This window comes from Rhodococcoides kyotonense, from assembly GCF_900188125.1.
Lineage (GTDB): Bacteria > Actinomycetota > Actinomycetes > Mycobacteriales > Mycobacteriaceae > Rhodococcoides > Rhodococcoides kyotonense.
The window spans coordinates 24,044-41,235 of the sequence record NZ_FZOW01000011.1; the positions used below are offsets into that span (position 1 = coordinate 24,044).

The window sequence follows — 17,192 nt, forward strand, 5'->3', positions numbered from 1 at the left end:
CGTGAGGGGTGGTGACGGCAGCGTGAAAAAGCTAGACCGCAGCGGCCTTCCGCGGTCGACGCTTCTTCGCTGGAGCCTTCTTCGGCTGCTCGGCCACAGGCTCACGCGTCAGAGCCTCCTGCAGGAACTTGCCGGTGTAGCTCTCGGGCACCGCCGCGACATCCTCCGGATTGCCTTGCGCGACGACCATTCCGCCACCGGATCCGCCCTCGGGACCCATGTCGACGATCCAGTCCGAGACCTTGATGACATCGAGGTTGTGCTCGATGACGATGACGGTATTGCCCTTGTCCACCAACCCGTTCACGACGCCGAGCAGCTTCCGGATGTCCTCGAAATGCAGACCCGTCGTGGGCTCGTCGAGAATGTAGACCGTGCGCCCGGTGGATCGCTTCTGAAGCTCGGACGCGAGCTTGACGCGCTGAGCCTCGCCACCGGACAGCGTCGTCGCCGGCTGACCGAGTCGTACGTATCCGAGCCCGACCTCCACCAGGGTCTTCAGGTATCGGTGAATCGACGTGATGGGCTCGAAGAACTCGGCGGCCTCCTCGATCGGCATATCGAGAACCTCGGCGATCGTCTTGCCCTTGTAGTGCACCTCGAGAGTCTCGCGGTTGTAGCGCGCGCCGTTGCACACCTCGCACGGGACGTAGACGTCGGGCAGGAAGTTCATCTCGATCTTCAGCGTGCCGTCACCGGAGCACGCCTCACAGCGACCGCCCTTGACGTTGAACGAGAAACGCCCCGGCTGGTAGCCACGGACCTTCGCCTCGGTGGTCGCGGCGAACAACGTCCGGATCTTGTCGAACACACCGGTGTAGGTCGCGGCGTTGGAGCGGGGTGTGCGACCGATCGGCGATTGGTCGACACGGACGAGCTTGTCGAGCTGATCGAGTCCGTTGATGCGCGTGTGCCGACCGGGCACCTGACGGGCGCCGTTGAGTTTGTTGGCCATGACCGTCGCGAGGATGTCGTTGACGAGCGTCGACTTGCCGGAACCGGACACGCCCGTGACGGACGTGAGTACGCCGAGCGGGAAGCTGACGTCGATACCGCGCAGGTTGTGTTCACGAGCACCGACGACGGTGACCTGCCGCTTCTTGTCGACGACCCGACGGAAGTCCGGGAGCGGAATCTCCATTCGACCGGACAGATACGCACCGGTCAGCGACTCCTCGTTGGTCAACAGGTCCTGGTACGACCCACTGTGTACGACGCGTCCGCCGTGCTCACCCGCCAACGGACCGATGTCGACGACCCAGTCGGACGTACGGATGGTGTCCTCGTCGTGTTCGACGACGATAAGCGTGTTGCCGAGGTCACGAAGCCGCGTCAATGTGTCGATGAGTCGACGGTTGTCACGCTGATGGAGGCCGATGGACGGCTCGTCCAGAACATAGAGCACGCCGACCAGACCGGAACCGATCTGCGTCGCCAGCCTGATGCGCTGCGCCTCGCCACCCGACAACGACCCGGCCGCGCGAGAGAGGGACAGGTACTCGAGGCCGACGTCGAGAAGGAAGCCCAAACGCGCCTGAACCTCCTTCAGGACCTGGCCTGCGATGGCCTCTTCCTTGCTGCCGAGTGTGAGGCTGTTCAGGAAGTCCGCGGTCTCCGAGATCGACAGCCGGCAGACGTCGGCGATGGACTTGGGCCCGAAGCCACCTGCTTCGATGGTCACCGACAGAATTTCGGGACGCAGACGATCTCCGCCGCATTCGGGGCACGGCACGTCGCGCATGTAGCCGTCGTACCGTTCTTTCATCTGTTCGGATTCGGTCTGCTCGAGCCGACGATGCAGGAACGGCATCACGCCTTCGAATTCGGCGTAGTACGAGCGGGTTCGGCCGTACCGATTCCGGTACTTGACGTGAACCTGGTGCTCACTACCTTCGAGAACCGCGCGCTTGACCTTCGCGGGAAGCTTGTTCCACGGCGTGTTCAGGTCGAATCCCATTGCGTCGGCCAAGCCGGCAAGCAAGCGTCCGAAGTACTCGGACGTCTGGCCCATCGACCACGGAGCGATCGCGCCGTCGCCCAGCGACAGATCGGGGTCGGGAACGACGAGGTCCGGATCGACCTCCTTGCGAACGCCGAGCCCGAGGCATTCCGCGCATGCGCCGTACGGTGAGTTGAACGAGAACGATCGAGGTTCCAGATCGTCGATCGACAACGGGTGCGCGTTGGGGCAAGCGAGCTTCTCGGAGAAACGACGCTCGCGATCGGGAGCATTCTCTTCGCGATCGACGAAATCGAGAACGACGATGCCGTCCGCCAACCGCAGTGCAGTCTCGACCGAATCGGTGAGCCGCTGCTTCGAGCTGGCCTTCACCGTGAGGCGGTCGACCACTACCTCGATGTCGTGCTTCTCCTGCTTCTTCAGCTTCGGCGGATCGGTCAGCTGGTGCACGACGCCGTCGACACGAATACGCGAGTAACCCTGCGTGTTCAGCGACTCGAACAGGTCGACGAACTCGCCCTTCCTGGTACGCACGACGGGAGCGAGGACCTGGAATTTGATCCCCTCTTCCATCGCCAACACCTGGTCGACGATCTGCTGTGGGGTCTGCTTGGCGATCTTCTCGCCACACACGGGGCAGTGAGCCGTGCCGGCGCGGGCGTAGAGCAGGCGGAGGTAGTCGTAGACCTCGGTGATGGTGCCCACGGTGGAACGGGGGTTCCGGTTGGTCGACTTCTGATCGATCGACACGGCCGGGGACAGTCCCTCGATGAAATCCACGTCGGGCTTGTCCATCTGCCCGAGGAACTGACGCGCATAGGCGGACAGAGATTCCACGTAGCGTCGCTGCCCCTCGGCGAAAATGGTGTCGAACGCGAGCGAGGACTTGCCCGATCCGGACAGACCCGTGAAGACGACGAGGCTGTCACGAGGTAGGTCGATATCGACTCCCCGCAGATTGTGTTCACGCGCACCCCGTACTACCAGGCGATCCGCCACTGTGTTCCCTTCTTTGTCGAACGAGCTGACCTACCGACTCGCATACCCGTGTTTCTCGAAACCCACTGGTTCCCGGTGAACCGTGTACCCGAACCGTCGAACCGAAGCCCATGAAACGCCCACGTGAAGCTGGACCTCACGCTGTAGCAATGCTAGGCCGACCCACCGACAAGTTCGGCGGACGGCGAGACCCACCTGGTCGTTCGACGCATCGCGGCCCGCTCCCGAGGGTCGGGGCGACCGACCACGCCGCGCGACGGTAGCGTCCAGGAAATGGACGAGCACCTCATGGTCATCGAAGACCAGTACACCGGCGCAGTGTCGCAGGGATCGGCCCCGCATCGACGCACGATCACAGGTGGCACCATCACCAAGATTTCGGTCGGCCCGATGGACAACAATGCCTACCTCGTCGTTTGTTCCACCAGTGGCCAGGCGCTGCTCATCGACGCCGCCAACGACGCGCCACGACTGTCGCAGCTGCTCGACGAGAACGCACCGACCCTGTCATTGATCGTCACCACCCATCAGCATGCGGACCACTGGCAGGCGTTGGAGGACATCGCAGCCGGGACCGCGTCACCGACCGCTGCCCACAGCCTCGACGCCGAACCGCTGCCCGTCACCCCCGACCGGCTCCTCGCCGACGGGGACACAGTAGTCGTGGGCGAACTCACGTTGAACGTCATTCACCTCACCGGTCACACACCGGGGTCGATCGCGTTGGCGCTCACCGACGACAAGTCCGGCGTCACGCATCTGTTCACCGGCGACTCTCTGTTTCCCGGCGGGGTCGGAAAGACGTCGGGAGCAGACGAATTCACATCCTTGCTCGACGACGTCAGCACCAAACTGTTCGATCGCTACGGCGACTCGACGATCGTCTACCCGGGCCACGGCAAGGACACGACCCTGGGCGCCGAGCGACCTCACCTCGACGAGTGGCGCGAACGCGGCTGGTGACACGCGCCCGCGCTTGAAAAGTAGTTCGCCGGGTATGGCTACGGTGGAACGACGCGGGTCGTCGGGGCTGGCTCCCGGCGAACGCGTCGTACATCGACGTTGTCCACGAACTACGCAGGAGGCAGTCAATGCTGGTCCGCCGAATCGCCCGTCCGCTGATGTCGACCATCTTCATCGCGGGAGGCATCGACGCGCTCCGGAACCCCGCTGGCAAGGCCAAGGCCGCAGCGCCGTTGATTTCGCAGGGACAGGATGCGCTGCCGGACAGCGTCACCTCCAATGTTCCGAACGATCCCGAGACTCTCGTCCGCATCAACGGAGCCATTCAGGTCGGCGGTGGACTGCTGCTGGCGACCGGGAAGGCACCGCGTCTCGCATCGTTGGCTCTGGCAGGAAGCCTCGTCCCGACGACGGTTGCAGGACACGCCTTCTGGAACGAGACCGACCCCGCCGCGAAGGCCGCTCAGCGCACACAGTTCTTCAAGAACGTCAGCCTGCTCGGTGGTCTGCTCATCGCCGCCGTGGACACCGAAGGTAAGCCGTCGCTCGCGTGGCGTGGTCGTCGGGCAGCACGCAAGGCGTCGGAATCGGTCGCGTCGGCATTGCCCGGCTCGCACGACACGGCAGATCGCCTCGGCGTCGCATCCGATCGGGTCAAGGGTCTGGCATCGGTCGCAGCGGCACGAAGCGCGGAACTCGCGGACGCTGCTCAGCCCGTCGTATCGCACTGGGCCGATGTCGCGGCCGAGAAGACATCCGACTTCGCCGACACCGCGCAGCCGGTCGTATCGCACTGGGCAGATGTGGCAGCCGAGAAGAGCTCCGACTTCGCCGATGCGGCGCAGCCCGTCCTGTCCCGCTGGGCACACAAGGCAGCTGATCGCGGTTCCGATTTCGCCGAGGTCGCCCAGAAGCGGGGGTCGAAGCTCGCCGACAAGGCCGCAGACCGCAGTTCGGAACTCGCGGAACTCGCGCAGAAGCGAGGTTCCAAGCTCGCCGACAAAGCCGCAGACCGTGGCTCCGACCTCGCGGAACTCGCGCAGAAGCGAGGTTCCAAGCTCGCCGACAAAGCCGCAGACCGTGGCTCCGACCTGGCCGAACTCGCCCAGAAGCGCGGATCCGAACTGGCCGACCGGGCGGCTCACCGCGGCTCGGACTTCGCGGACATTGCGCAGAAGCGCGGAAGCAAGTGGGTGGACGTCGCGACCGATCGTGCGTCCGAGCTCGCCGAATTGGCCCAGGAACGCGGCAGCAAGTGGGCCGACGTCGCGGCCGACCGCACGGAGGGTCTCAGCAAGCGCGCACGCAAGCAGGCCGAGAAGCAGAGCCGTGACTTCGACAAGGCGACCGAGAAAGCTCGGGCGAAGCTCGAGAAGAAGGTCGAGAAGGCACGCAAGGATCTGGACAAGCGCGTCCAGAAGTACTCCAAGTAACGCTCGAACTCCGGCGCTCGTCCACGGGCCCCACGCTGAACTGCGGTTCTGCGCGGGGCCCGTCCTCGTCGTAGACTACTTGGGCGAATTTCGCGCCAACATTTTCTTGCCGAACTCCCGAGGAGTGACCCTTTGCCGGACGACGGCCACACGTCTTCTGAGAACCTCACAGCCCCCGAGGGCATCTCAGACGATTCCGCGACTGCCAACCAGGAAGCGCCGACCCAAAAGGAACGCGAACAGGCGTACGTATCGATGCTGTACGACCAGCTGGACGCTTTGCGCAAATATGCACAGAGTCGGCTGAGCACCGTGCTACTGGAAACTGGAGGCACACCCCAAGCGCGTAGCGAACGGGAATCGTTCAGTCAGCTGTACAACGACGACATCGCCAAATACGACGCAGCCGAGAACGGCTTGTGCTTCGGCCGCATCGATCTGCAGCCTTCGGGTGACGAGAACCCGATCCGGTACATCGGCCGCGTCGGGATTCTCGACGAGGCGAACGACTTCGAGACTCTGCTGTTGGACTGGCGTGCACCGATGGCACGGCCGTTCTACCTCGCCACCCCTGCTGCACCGGAAGATGTCCTCCGGCGCAGGCACATTCGGAGCCGCAGTCGTCGGGTCACGTCGCTCGCCGACGAGTACCTCGATCTCGCAGCGGCGCGCGAGAACGGCCTCGATGCGGAAACGACCGGAGTCGCAGGCGAGAGCGCACTGCTGTCCGCGCTCGACGCCGCGCGCACCGGCCACATGAACGACATCGTCGAGACCATCCAGAGCGAGCAGGACGCGATCATTCGTTCGGAGCATCGGAGTGTGCTCGTCGTCCAGGGTGGCCCTGGCACCGGCAAGACCGCAGTGGCGCTGCACCGCGCGGCCTACCTGCTCTACACATACCGGCAGCAACTCGCGAAGAGCGGTGTGCTGATCATCGGTCCGAACGCGACGTTCCTGGATTACATCGGTCAGGTGCTCCCGTCTCTCGGTGAGACCGGTGTTCTGCTGTCCACGATCGGCGATCTGTACCCGGGAGTGCGTGCGACGCTGGAGGATTCGATCACGGCGGCGCAGGTCAAGGGCTCGACCGACATGATCACGGTCCTCACGAAGGCGGTGCGGGACCGTCAGGAGGTTCCGTCGACGCCGAAGCGTCTTCGCTTCGACACCTACGACGTCGTGCTCGACAAGAAGATCGTCACCCGTGCTCGTGGTCGTGCCCGTTCCTCGCGGCGCCCGCACAACCTCGCCCGACCCCTGTTCGTCTCGTCCGTCATCGATCAACTCGCGCAGCAGTTGGCGAACACGTTGGGACAGAACCTCGTCGACGGCGGCAGCCTCCTCAGCCGCGACGACATCGCGGACATGCGGGACGAGATGAGAGAGGACGCCGACGTGATGGCCGCGATCGACGATCTCTGGCCCGACCTGTCGCCTCAACAGGTTCTGCTCGAACTATTCGCATCCGAGGACCGTCTGGAGTCCGCTGCACCCGATCTGACCGAGGCCGAACGGCAGTCGCTGTTCCGCGTCGGGCGCCGGTTCAGCGCGGGCGACGCTCCACTTCTCGACGAACTCGCCGAACTCCTCGGCATCGACGACGCCGCCGAGAAGGAACGCGCAAATCGGCAGTGGCGCAATCAAATCGCCGACGCGCAGGGTGCACTGGACATCCTGACCGGATCCGCTCCTCAGGACCTCGAGGACGAACTCGACCCCGAGATCCTCATGGCATACGACCTCATCGACGCCAGTCAGCTTGCCCAGCGCCAGGATTCGGGCGCACGCCTGACAACGGCGGAGCGTGCAGCGGGTGACCGAACCTGGACGTACGGCCACGTCATCGTCGACGAGGCTCAGGAACTCTCGGACATGGCGTGGCGAATGGTCATGCGACGGATCCCGAATCGCTGGATGACACTCGTCGGCGACGTCGCGCAGACAGGCGACCCGGCGGGTACGACGTCGTGGGGAGACGTGCTGGAACCGTATGTCGCACAACGCTGGAAGCGGACCGAGCTGACGGTGAACTACCGGACGCCGTCGGAGATCATGACAGTCGCCAGGGACGTGCTCGCCTCGATCGACCCGGTCCAGGCCGTGCCGCGGTCGGTCCGGGACTCCGGTCGGGACCCGTGGTCACTGCGGGTCTCCCCTGCCGAACTCACGGACGTCGTCGGCAGTCGGGTCGACGAACATCCACGCCCCGGGTTGAGCGCCGTGCTCGTCCCGCATGCACGCGTCGACGATTTCGCGTTCCTGAAGTCCGAGTTCGTGACGGTGTCGACGGTGAAGGACGCGAAAGGACTCGAGTTCGACTCGGTTCTCATCGTGGAACCCGCCCAGATCGTCGCCGAGTCGCCGCGCGGCATGGGTGACCTCTACGTGGCGTTGACCCGTGCGACACAGCGACTCGGTGTGGTGCACACCGAACCGCTGCCGGACGAACTCTCGGCACTGCACCCGTTCGACGTGTCCGTCGCCTGACACGACAACGGCACGGCGAGTGCATGCCCACTCGCCGTGCCGTGATCACGTGGAGAACGTCACCGAACGGTATGCACGATCAACACATCCGACGTCGACTTGCGGGCAGCGTCCGACGGAACGGATCCCAACAGTCGGCCGGTCAGCGAGTTGAGACCGCGGTTGCCGACGACCAGCAGATCGGCCTTCACGTCGTCCACCAGCTGGAGCAACGATTCGACAGGTGACCCGACGATGGCGCGTTCCTCGATCGACTTGGCGCCGGCCTTCGTGGCGTGTTCCTTCGCGGTCCGCAGAATGTCGTGAGTCGGAGCGGAACCGGTGATCTGGTAGGCGTCCTCGCGTAGCGCGTCGGCAGCCTGAGCTGTCTCCTTCGGGTCCGATGGGTAGTACGCGCAGGCGATGACGAGTTTCGCGTCGGCGTCGCCCGCGATTGCGGCCGCCTTCTCCACAGCCCGCAACGACGATTCGGAGCCATCGGTTCCGACGACTACGGTGCGGTAGGCACTCATTCATTCCTCCAGTTGTAGGTTCCGTCACACACAATGCGACGCAGTGGCCAGCAGTCTTGTGGTCCGTCACAGGCCCCTACGTGCGGGCCCCGCGATGCCTGCGATGACACTATCTGTATCCGCCTGCCCTGAGGCGAACTTCGCCGACAACACGACGTCGTGGTCTCACATAGATTGGGAACATGCAGATCCCTCGGCCGCGACGGTCCACGAGGACCGTCCTTCTCGCGGTCCTGACGGTCGCCGTCATCGCAGGCGTGTCCGTCTTCTTCGTCTTCAGGCCCTTCAGCGCGGAATCGACCGTCGAGGCCCTCGATACGACGGTCACGGTTCCAGAAAGCCCCGGTTCTCCCGAGACCGTCGACCTCGACACTCGGCTCTACGTTCCGGAATCGACACCCGCACCCGCGGTGCTCCTGGCGCACGGGTTCGGCGGCGACAAGTTCTCGGTGGAGGGGCAGGCGCGCGCGCTCGCCGAGGATGGGTTCACCGTGTTGACCTACAGCGCACGCGGGTTCGGCACCAGTACCGGAACGATCTCGCTCAACGATCCCGACCGTGAGGTCGCGGACGGTCGAGCGCTGATCGACTGGCTTGCCGAACGTCCCGAGGTGCAATTGGACGGCCCCGGCGACCCACGCGTCGGCGTCGCAGGCGGCTCGTACGGTGGCGCGCTCGCGCTGAGCGTGGCGGGGACCGACCCACGAGTCGACGCGGTGGCGTCGGCGATCACATGGAACGACCTGGGGCAGGCGCTGTTTCCGAACTACGGCGTCACGACCGACACCGATCGAGCTCGCCTCGACTCCCTCGAAACCCCCGCCGCGTCCGTCTACGGCGGACCCGGAGTTCTCAAACGTGGTTGGGCGGGAGTCTTTTTCGGGGCCGGAAGCTCGTCCGCCGCGTCCGACAGCGACGCAGCACCCCCGTCGGAACCCACCGAAAGCGGTTCGGCATGTGGCCGCTTCGCGCCCGAATTCTGCGCGGCCTACGGCGAATCCGCCGTCACGGGTGAGCCGTCGCCCGAGCTTCTTGCGCTGCTGACCGCCCACTCTCCCGCCGCGGTCGCGTCGAACATCACGGCGCCGACGCTGCTCGTGCAGGGCCTCCAGGACACGTTGTTCGGCCTCGATCAGGCCGACGCCACAGCCCGTCAGATCTCCGACGCAGGTGGCGACGTCGAGGTGCGCTGGTTCGGCGGTGGCCACGACGCAGGTGGTACCAACGGTGGCGCCGAGAACTCGATGAAGGACTTTCTCGACGTTCATCTACGTGGTGAAACCGATTCGCAGCCATCGTCGTTCGCGTACACGCTGGAAGGGTCCGCCGCGCAGCAGGAGCGCTCGCGTGACCGTCGGATGACTGCAGCCGAGTACCCGGGCCTGGCGTCGGATCAGCCGTCGGCCACCGAGGAGGTGCCGGTCGGGTTGTCTCCGTCCGATGCCGCCGACGCGAACACCGGAGAGCAGACGGTCATTCGCCCGCCGGGTGCGTCGCCGTCGGCGATCTCGTCGGTGCCGGGGTTGGGGTCGATTCTGTCGACGCTGTCGGCAACCACTGCGGGAGCAGGGCTTTCGGCCGACATACCCGGACAATCTGCGACGTTCACGAGTGAGCCGCTGACGGAACCACTGTCGATCAACGGATCGTCGCGCGTGAACCTGCGTATCGGAGCGTTCGCCGGGCCGCAGGACGCCGTCCTGTTCGTCAAGCTGTACGACGTGGCGCCCGACGGCCGCAGAACCCTCCCTGGAGGTGCCGTCTCGCCGATCAGGTTGCCGGACACGGTGAACGACGGCCCGATTCCGGTGAGTGTCGCACTGCCGGGCATCAGTTATGCAGTCCCCGACGGGCACCGAATCGAGATCTCGGTGTCGACGACCGACCAGGCCTATGCCGTCCCGCTGCAACCGGCTCAGTTCGTCGTCGCGCTCGACGATCCGATGTTGGCCGTGCCCACCGTCGACGGTGTGTCGAGTGGTACGAGTTCGGTCCCGGTCGCGCCGATCGTCGGGATCGCTGCGATCCTCGCTGCTGTCGGCGCCCTCGTGGCGGTCAACGTCGTACGGTCTCGTCGGCGCCTCGTCGCCGAGGTCGACGACTCACTCGTCGACACACCACTCGTCATCACGGATCTGGCGAAGACGTACTCCAACGGATTCAAAGCCGTCGACGGTGTCGGTTTCGACATTCAGCAGGGTCAGGTTCTGGGTCTGCTCGGCCCCAACGGCGCAGGCAAGACGACGACGCTGCGCATGCTCATGGGGCTGATCACGCCGACGAGTGGCGACATCCGCGTCTTCGGACACAAGGTCACACCTGGTGCACCGGTGCTGTCGAGGCTGGGGTCGTTCGTCGAGGGATCCGGATTCCTGCCACACCTGAGCGGTACCGAGAACCTGCGGCTCTACTGGCAGGCGACCGGTCGGCCGATCGAGGACGCGCACCTCGACGAAGCACTCGCCATCGCTGACCTCGGCGCGGCGGTCGAGCGGAAGGTCAAGTCCTACAGCCAGGGAATGCGACAGCGTCTGGCGATCGCGCAGGCGATGCTCGGACTTCCCGATCTCATGGTTCTGGACGAACCCACCAACGGACTCGACCCACCGCAGATCCGAGCCATGCGCGACGTCCTGATCAACTACGCGAAGACAGGACGTACCGTCCTCGTGTCGAGCCACCTGCTGGCCGAGGTCGAGCAGACGTGTACGCACGTCGTGGTCATGAACCGCGGCTCGGTCATCAGCACCGGCACCGTACGGGAGCTGACGGCGTCGGGCGGGCTGACCGAGATCCGCGTCGGGGACGTCGAACGGGCGTCGGCGATGCTCGTCGACATGGGCCACCCGCCCGAATCGACCGACGAAGGATCGCTACGAGTCGACCTCGGCACCGTGGATCCGGCCGTCGTGTTGCGCACACTGGTCGACGCCGGTCTCGATGTGCGCGGATTGTCGCAGTCGACGCGACTCGAGGACGTGTTCCTGGACCTGGTCCACGGCGATTCCCCGACGAGCACAGCGCGGGTCACCGGCTCCGACACGCCGGCAGCAACGAAGGGCACCCGATGAGCACGACCCACACCGACGGGCGTGCGCCCGGCTATCACGCCGGCCGCACGCTTCCGTTCCGCACCGAACTGCGACGCCAACTGGGCCGTCGGCGAACACAACTCGCCATCGGCTTCCTGGCGCTGCTTCCGGTGATCCTTGCGATCGCGTTCACGATCGGAACGTCGTCCGACGACTCCGACGCCGGTGGCCTGATCGAACTGGGCACGCGCGGCGGCGTCAACTTCACGGTGTTCGCGCTGTTCATGTCGGTCGGATTTCTGCTGATCGTCGTCGTCGCGCTGTTCTTCGGTGACTCGGTCGCCAGCGAAGCATCCTGGTCGTCACTGCGATATCTGCTCGCCATTCCGGTCCCGCGCACCCGACTGCTCATGCAGAAGGCACTCGTGTCGGCCACGTTGTCGCTCGTGGCGATCGTTGTCCTGGTCGTCGTGTCGCTGACGGTCGGAACGGCGCTGTACGGCGCCGAACCGCTGGTGACTCCATTCGGCGACGGCCTGTCCTACGCCGATGCGTTGGGCCGGCTCGTCATCGCAGTCGCGTACATCGCCGTCAACCTGCTGTGGGTCGCCGGTCTGGCGATGCTGCTGTCCGTTCTCACCGACGCACCTCTCGGTGCCGTCGGTGGAGCGGTCATGACGTCGATCCTGACGCAGATTCTCGACCAGATCACTGCACTGGGATCGCTGCGAAACTACTTGCCCGGTCACTATTTCAGCGCGTGGACCGACACGTTGTCACCGACGATCGAATGGAACGACATGGTGGTCGGGTCCTTTTCCGCACTCGCCTACGCCGCGCTGTTCGGAGTCGCGGCGTGGCAGCGCTTCTCCAGCAAGGACATCACCAGCTGACGGTGGCAGCTACTTGCCGAAGACTCCGGACGGGAACACCTTCTGCTCGATGATCGAATCGCGCCACGGAGTTCCGAGTTCGACGAGTCGTGCTGCCCCGTCCTCGCCAAGCGCTGCCCACGGCGCAAGCGCCAGATCGTCGGTGATGTCCTCGACCACCGAGCGCAGATCGGTGCCGTGTTCGGTGAGGGCGCCGTGCGCATCGAGAATTTCGCGGTCCCGGAGCGCGTCGACACCGTCGTTCCACTGCTCCTCCGACCAGCCTCGACGCTTACGCGCGAACTCCTTCTCGAAGCCCTTGCCGGTCGCCGTGTGGGTGATCAGGGCTTCCAGGCCGCTGAGCCCCGCGGTCTGCAGCGCAGCGATGTGACCGTCGCCGCGATGTTCGCGCAGCAGAGTCAACGCGTGCCAGAACCGTAGGTGGGGAACCTCCGGCCACTCGATCTCGGCGTATGCAGCATAGAGGGGCCGCCCATCGTTGCCCGGGATCTGGCTGGCAGCGATCGAGGCGAGTTCCGCTGCCTCCGCCATCTCCTGTGAGGTGACGACGTCCTCGCCGAGGAGTCGTGTGTACGCTTCGCCGACAGTTCGGTAGCGAATGTCGAGGATCTTGTCGGGTGAGACGATCGACCACGCGGCAGGGACCAGTGGTTCGATGAGTTCGCGGTTGAAGTTGTAGAACGTCGCCGCAACGACGCCTGCACCCACAGGTCCCAGAGGCGCAGCGCGCCCGGCGAAGTAGCAGGCCCTCCCCTGCAAACCTGCCTCTGTCAGCGCATCCTGAGTCTCGGGGACGAAGTAGGTGAGCGAGTGGAGAAGTTCGAGTGCGCGCGCACTCCGGCCGGCTGTCGATGCATCCATTCCTGAACCGTATCGAACATCCGGTCGGTGCCCTCCCCTCGCGCCCGCTACTTCAATCCAGCAGCGTCCATTCCGCGAAGTTCCTTCTTCAGGTCCTGGATTTCGTCACGGAGACGCCCCGCCAACTCGAACTGCAGCTCGCGCGCCGCGTTCATCATCTGGTCGGTGAGATTCTTGACGAGGTCCGCCAACTCGGCGCGCGGCATGGACTTGACGTCCTGCCCCTCGTACACACCGGAACTGACTGCCGCACGGCCCTTCTCACCCTGCGCCCGACGCCCACGGCTCGCATTGCGCCCGGAGCCGCCGACCTCGACCGACTCGTCGGTGTCGTCGGCTTCCTCGTAGACCTGATCGAGGATGTCGGCGATCTTCTTGCGCAACGGCTGCGGGTCGACGCCCTTCTCCGTGTTGTACGCGATCTGCTTCTCGCGTCGACGTTCGGTTTCCTCGATGGCGTACTTCATCGAGTCGGTCATCTTGTCGGCGTACATGTGGACTTCACCGGACACGTTGCGGGCTGCACGACCGATGGTCTGGATCAGGCTGGTGCCACTGCGCAGGAACCCCTCCTTGTCGGCGTCCAGGATGGCGACGAGCGACACCTCCGGCAAGTCGAGTCCCTCACGAAGAAGGTTGATGCCGACGAGCACGTCGTATTCACCGAGGCGCAGTTGCCGCAGAAGTTCGACGCGTCGCAACGTGTCGATGTCCGAATGCAGGTATCGGACTCGAATGCCGAGTTCGAGAAGATAGTCGGTGAGGTCCTCGGACATCTTCTTCGTCAACGTGGTGACGAGGACACGCTCGTCCTTCTCGGTGCGTTCGCGAATCTCGTGCACCAAGTCGTCGATCTGTCCCTTGGTCGGCTTGACGACGACCTTCGGGTCGACGAGGCCGGTCGGGCGAATCACCTGTTCGACGAATTCGCCGCCCGTCTGCCCCAGCTCGTATTTCCCTGGCGTCGCGGACAGGTAGACCGTCTGACCGATCCTCTGGGTGAACTCCTCCCACGTGAGAGGCCGGTTGTCGGTGGCCGACGGAAGTCGGAATCCGAACTCGACCAGGTTGCGCTTGCGGGACATGTCGCCCTCGTACATCGCACCGATCTGAGGAACGGTGACATGCGACTCGTCGATGACGAGAAGGAAGTCCTCGGGGAAGTAGTCGATCAATGTGGCCGGTGCGGTGCCTGGGCCGCGACCGTCGATGTGCCGCGAATAGTTCTCGATGCCCGAACAGAACCCGACCTGCTTGATCATCTCGAGGTCGTACTCCGTACGCATGCGGAGTCGCTGGGCCTCGAGAAGTTTGCCCTTGTTCTCGAGTTCGGCGAGGCGTTCCTCGAGCTCGGCCTCGATGTTCTTGACCGCCTTCTCCATACGCTCGGGTCCGGCGACGTAATGAGTCGCTGGGAAGATGCGTACGGACTCGACCTTGCGCACGATGTCACCCGTCAGCGGATGCAGATAGTAGAGCGCCTCGATCTCGTCGCCGAAGAACTCGATCCGGACCGCGAGCTCCTCGTAGGACGGAATGATCTCGACGGTGTCACCGCGGACACGGAACGAACCTCGCGTGAACGACATGTCGTTGCGGGTGTACTGGACGTCGACCAGCAATCGCAGAAGTGCGTCACGAGGCACCTCCACGTTCACCTCGAGGTGGATGGACCTGTCCACGTACGACTGCGGTGTACCGAGACCGTAGATGCACGACACCGACGCCACCACGACGACGTCCCTGCGTGAGAGCAGGTTTGCCGTCGCCGAGTGACGCAGACGCTCGACGTCGTCGTTGATGGACGAGTCCTTCTCGATGTACGTGTCGGTCTGCGCGATGTACGCCTCGGGTTGGTAGTAGTCGTAGTACGACACGAAGTACTCGACCGCGTTGTTCGGCAGCATGTCACGCAGCTCGTTGGCCAACTGCGCGGCCAGCGTCTTGTTGGGCGCCATGACCAATGTGGGGCGCTGGATCTTCTCGATCAGCCACGCCGTCGTCGCGGACTTACCGGTACCGGTGGCACCGAGCAGCACGACGTCCTTCTCGTCTGCCTTGAGCCGACGTTCCAGATCGGCGATGGCGGCAGGCTGGTCGCCCGCCGGCTTGTGTTCGCTGACGACCTCGAACGCAGGCCCGGTCCGCTCGATGTCGCCGACAGGACGGAACTCCGAGTGAGCAACCACGGGATGTTCGGATGCAAACGCCATGCGTCCAGGGTAGACGCGACCACCGACAGATTCCCCGGACGAGGATTGCCGGTAGCTTGATCACCCATGGACGCCCCTGTCTCCGCGCCGCACCCGCACGTCCATCGACCGAAGGTCGAGTACTTCGACGTGGCGGGTCTCACCAACACCGACCCCAAAGGCTTCGTGCGCGCCGTCGACGAATACCGAGTGGAACCGTGGGGCCTGTACATGGCCCGGCCGTCGGACCATCGGCAGTTCGACTATCTGCAGTCCTGGCTGCTGCCGAGCCTGGGTCTGCGGGCGTCGATCTTCCATTACCTTCCCGGCCACCGACGAGACCAGAACTACTACGTGGACGTCGGTGAATTCGTCGCGGGCGACGTCTGGACGTCGACCGATCACTACCTCGATGTCGTCTCCAGAACAGGGCGTGGCTTCGACCTGCTCGATGTCGACGAGCTTCTCGATGCCCGCGCCGCCGGAGTGCTCGACGGTCCCACTGCCGAACAAGCGATGCACCGAGCCGTCACGGCTGTCGACGGACTCGCACGCTTCGACTACGACCTCGATGCGTGGCTCTCCTCACTCGGCATGCCGACGACGTGGCGGCCCTACGACTGACGCGGACCGTCAGGGCGTCCAGCCGGACGCCTCCGCCCACTCCCACGCTCGCACGTACGCGCCGTCGAACCACGGCGCCTTGGCGCTCTCGTACGTCTCGACGGCGTCGATGTCATCGTCCACCTCGGCAGCCGCTGCCGCCGCAGTCCGCTTGATCGCGACGTACTCCGCCGCCGCATCCGCGTCGGCGCGCAGCCAATCGCGGAACACGAGCGAAAATCGTTGAGCGGGCCAGCCATCCACTCGGATGTGCACCGCAGCCGGGCGACCTGGATCGGCACTGCCGTGTATCCGCTTGCCCCACACCGCCGGATCGGCCTCACCCCCGATCCCGTAACCGGGCTCCGGTTCGTCGGACGTGATGTTGTCGATACGCGGAAAGCCGATGCGCCGCAACGATTCCGCCAACGAGTCGGCATCGTCGAGACTCGACACCGTGATCTGGATGTCGACGACGTCTCGCGCCTCGACGCCCGGCACTGCCGTCGAACCGATGTGATCGATTCTCGCAGCGGCACTTCCGCACACCACCGCGAGCCGCGCGACGAGACGCTCCGCTTGCGACTGCCACGTCGGATCGGCATCGACGAGCACGGGAGGTGCCACGACCGTGACGCCGTCGCGAATGTTCTTCTCGAACGGCACGAGTCGCTCGCTCCAGAGGGCGCGGACGCTCTCCTCGATGTCGCCCTTGGCGCCGCTGTTGTCGATCCAGATGTCAGCGGCAGCGCGTCGAGCATCATCCGACGCCTGCGCCGCGATGCGTGCGCGTGCGTCGGCCTCCGGCATGTCTCTCTGCCCGACGAGCCGACGTACGCGTTCCTCTGCATCGACGTAGACGACTGCGACGAGCTGGAACAGCGCGCCCATCTTTCCTTCCACCAGCAGTGGAATGTCCTGCACGACGATCGCGTCCTCAGCCGCACCGTCCACCAATTCCGCGGTGCGCGCACCGACGAGCGGATGCACGATGGAATTCAACGTCGTTCGCGACTCGTCGCCTGCGAATGCCTTGGCTGCCAACGCTGGACGGTCCAGACTCCCATCGGACGTCAGGATCCCGTCGCCGAAAGCGTCGACGAGTTTCGCGAGTCCCGGCGTGCCAGGTTCGACGACCTCGCGCGCGATGACGTCCGCGTCGACGAGCACTCCGCCCAACTCCGACAGAATTTTCGACACGGTGGACTTTCCCGCTCCGATGCCTCCGGTGAGGCCGAGTCTCAACATGACGTC

At 64.8% G+C, this 17,192-nt stretch carries 11 protein-coding genes; 6 read left to right on the top strand and 5 right to left on the bottom strand.

Annotated elements, in window-relative coordinates:
* Window positions 1–31: 31 nt before the first annotated feature.
* The gene (gene uvrA, locus CHB96_RS18245; protein ID WP_089248837.1) at window positions 32–2,959 is read right to left on the bottom strand and encodes an excinuclease ABC subunit UvrA; all 2,928 of its coding nucleotides are present in this window, start codon (window positions 2,957–2,959) and stop codon (window positions 32–34) included.
* Between the two features lie 273 nt (window positions 2,960–3,232).
* Here uvrA and CHB96_RS18250 point away from each other — a divergent pair, with 273 nt between their 5' ends.
* From CHB96_RS18250 to CHB96_RS18260, 3 genes are all read left to right on the top strand, one after another.
* Window positions 3,233–3,922 carry an MBL fold metallo-hydrolase gene (locus tag CHB96_RS18250; RefSeq protein WP_089248839.1) on the top strand — a complete coding sequence of 230 codons (690 nt, stop codon included), beginning with the start codon at window positions 3,233–3,235 and terminating at the stop codon, window positions 3,920–3,922.
* 128 nt (window positions 3,923–4,050) lie between these two features.
* On the top strand, window positions 4,051–5,355 hold the full coding sequence (locus tag CHB96_RS18255) for a DoxX family protein (RefSeq protein ID WP_089248841.1): 1,305 nt from the start codon (window positions 4,051–4,053) through the stop codon (window positions 5,353–5,355).
* Window positions 5,356–5,610: 255 nt separating this feature from the next.
* Window positions 5,611–7,845 carry a HelD family protein gene (locus tag CHB96_RS18260; protein ID WP_176444361.1) on the top strand — a complete coding sequence of 745 codons (2,235 nt, stop codon included), beginning with the start codon at window positions 5,611–5,613 and terminating at the stop codon, window positions 7,843–7,845.
* Between the two features lie 59 nt (window positions 7,846–7,904).
* Here CHB96_RS18260 and CHB96_RS18265 read toward each other — a convergent pair whose 3' ends face one another.
* Window positions 7,905–8,357 carry a universal stress protein gene (locus tag CHB96_RS18265; protein ID WP_089248843.1) on the bottom strand — a complete coding sequence of 151 codons (453 nt, stop codon included), beginning with the start codon at window positions 8,355–8,357 and terminating at the stop codon, window positions 7,905–7,907.
* Between the two features lie 182 nt (window positions 8,358–8,539).
* Between CHB96_RS18265 and CHB96_RS18270 the strand changes: the two genes are divergently transcribed.
* Together CHB96_RS18270 and CHB96_RS18275 are read left to right on the top strand one after the other, a co-directional pair.
* Complete coding sequence (locus CHB96_RS18270) at window positions 8,540–11,428, top strand: CocE/NonD family hydrolase (RefSeq protein WP_089248845.1); 2,889 nt, start codon at window positions 8,540–8,542, stop codon at window positions 11,426–11,428.
* Window positions 11,425–12,282, top strand: coding sequence for an ABC transporter permease (locus CHB96_RS18275; RefSeq protein ID WP_089248847.1), 858 nt, complete (start codon window positions 11,425–11,427; stop codon window positions 12,280–12,282). The genes CHB96_RS18270 and CHB96_RS18275 overlap by 4 nt, the downstream gene beginning before the upstream one ends.
* 9 nt (window positions 12,283–12,291) lie before the next feature.
* On the opposite strand, the gene CHB96_RS18280 is transcribed toward CHB96_RS18275, so the two are convergent.
* Both CHB96_RS18280 and uvrB read right to left on the bottom strand, forming a co-directional pair.
* Window positions 12,292–13,143, bottom strand: a complete 852-nt coding sequence (locus CHB96_RS18280) for an SCO6745 family protein (RefSeq protein ID WP_089248849.1) — start codon at window positions 13,141–13,143, stop codon at window positions 12,292–12,294.
* A 47-nt stretch (window positions 13,144–13,190) separates the two neighbouring features.
* On the bottom strand, window positions 13,191–15,356 hold the full coding sequence (uvrB, locus tag CHB96_RS18285) for an excinuclease ABC subunit UvrB (RefSeq protein ID WP_089248851.1): 2,166 nt from the start codon (window positions 15,354–15,356) through the stop codon (window positions 13,191–13,193).
* A 66-nt stretch (window positions 15,357–15,422) separates the two neighbouring features.
* Between uvrB and CHB96_RS18290 the strand changes: the two genes are divergently transcribed.
* Window positions 15,423–15,959 carry a ribonuclease FAU-1 family protein gene (locus CHB96_RS18290; protein WP_089248853.1) on the top strand — a complete coding sequence of 179 codons (537 nt, stop codon included), beginning with the start codon at window positions 15,423–15,425 and terminating at the stop codon, window positions 15,957–15,959.
* 9 nt (window positions 15,960–15,968) lie between these two features.
* Here CHB96_RS18290 and coaE read toward each other — a convergent pair whose 3' ends face one another.
* Window positions 15,969–17,186 (bottom strand): dephospho-CoA kinase, encoded by a 1,218-nt coding sequence (coaE, locus tag CHB96_RS18295; protein ID WP_089249176.1) that lies wholly within the window; start codon window positions 17,184–17,186, stop codon window positions 15,969–15,971.
* Window positions 17,187–17,192: the final 6 nt, after the last annotated feature.

Bases quoted from the DNA above. Each gene is read 5' to 3' on its own strand.
- CHB96_RS18250 (WP_089248839.1), top strand. From the start codon at position 3,233: ATGGACGAGCACCTCATGGTCATCGAAGACCAGTACACCGGCGCAGTG.
- CHB96_RS18255 (WP_089248841.1), top strand. From the start codon at position 4,051: ATGCTGGTCCGCCGAATCGCCCGTCCGCTGATGTCGACCATCTTCATC.
- CHB96_RS18260 (WP_176444361.1), top strand. From the start codon at position 5,611: ATGCTGTACGACCAGCTGGACGCTTTGCGCAAATATGCACAGAGTCGG.
- CHB96_RS18265 (WP_089248843.1), bottom strand. From the start codon at position 8,357: ATGAGTGCCTACCGCACCGTAGTCGTCGGAACCGATGGCTCCGAATCG.
- CHB96_RS18270 (WP_089248845.1), top strand. From the start codon at position 8,540: ATGCAGATCCCTCGGCCGCGACGGTCCACGAGGACCGTCCTTCTCGCG.
- CHB96_RS18275 (WP_089248847.1), top strand. From the start codon at position 11,425: ATGAGCACGACCCACACCGACGGGCGTGCGCCCGGCTATCACGCCGGC.
- CHB96_RS18280 (WP_089248849.1), bottom strand. From the start codon at position 13,143: ATGGATGCATCGACAGCCGGCCGGAGTGCGCGCGCACTCGAACTTCTC.
- uvrB (WP_089248851.1), bottom strand. From the start codon at position 15,356: ATGGCGTTTGCATCCGAACATCCCGTGGTTGCTCACTCGGAGTTCCGT.
- CHB96_RS18290 (WP_089248853.1), top strand. From the start codon at position 15,423: ATGGACGCCCCTGTCTCCGCGCCGCACCCGCACGTCCATCGACCGAAG.
- coaE (WP_089249176.1), bottom strand. From the start codon at position 17,186: ATGTTGAGACTCGGCCTCACCGGAGGCATCGGAGCGGGAAAGTCCACC.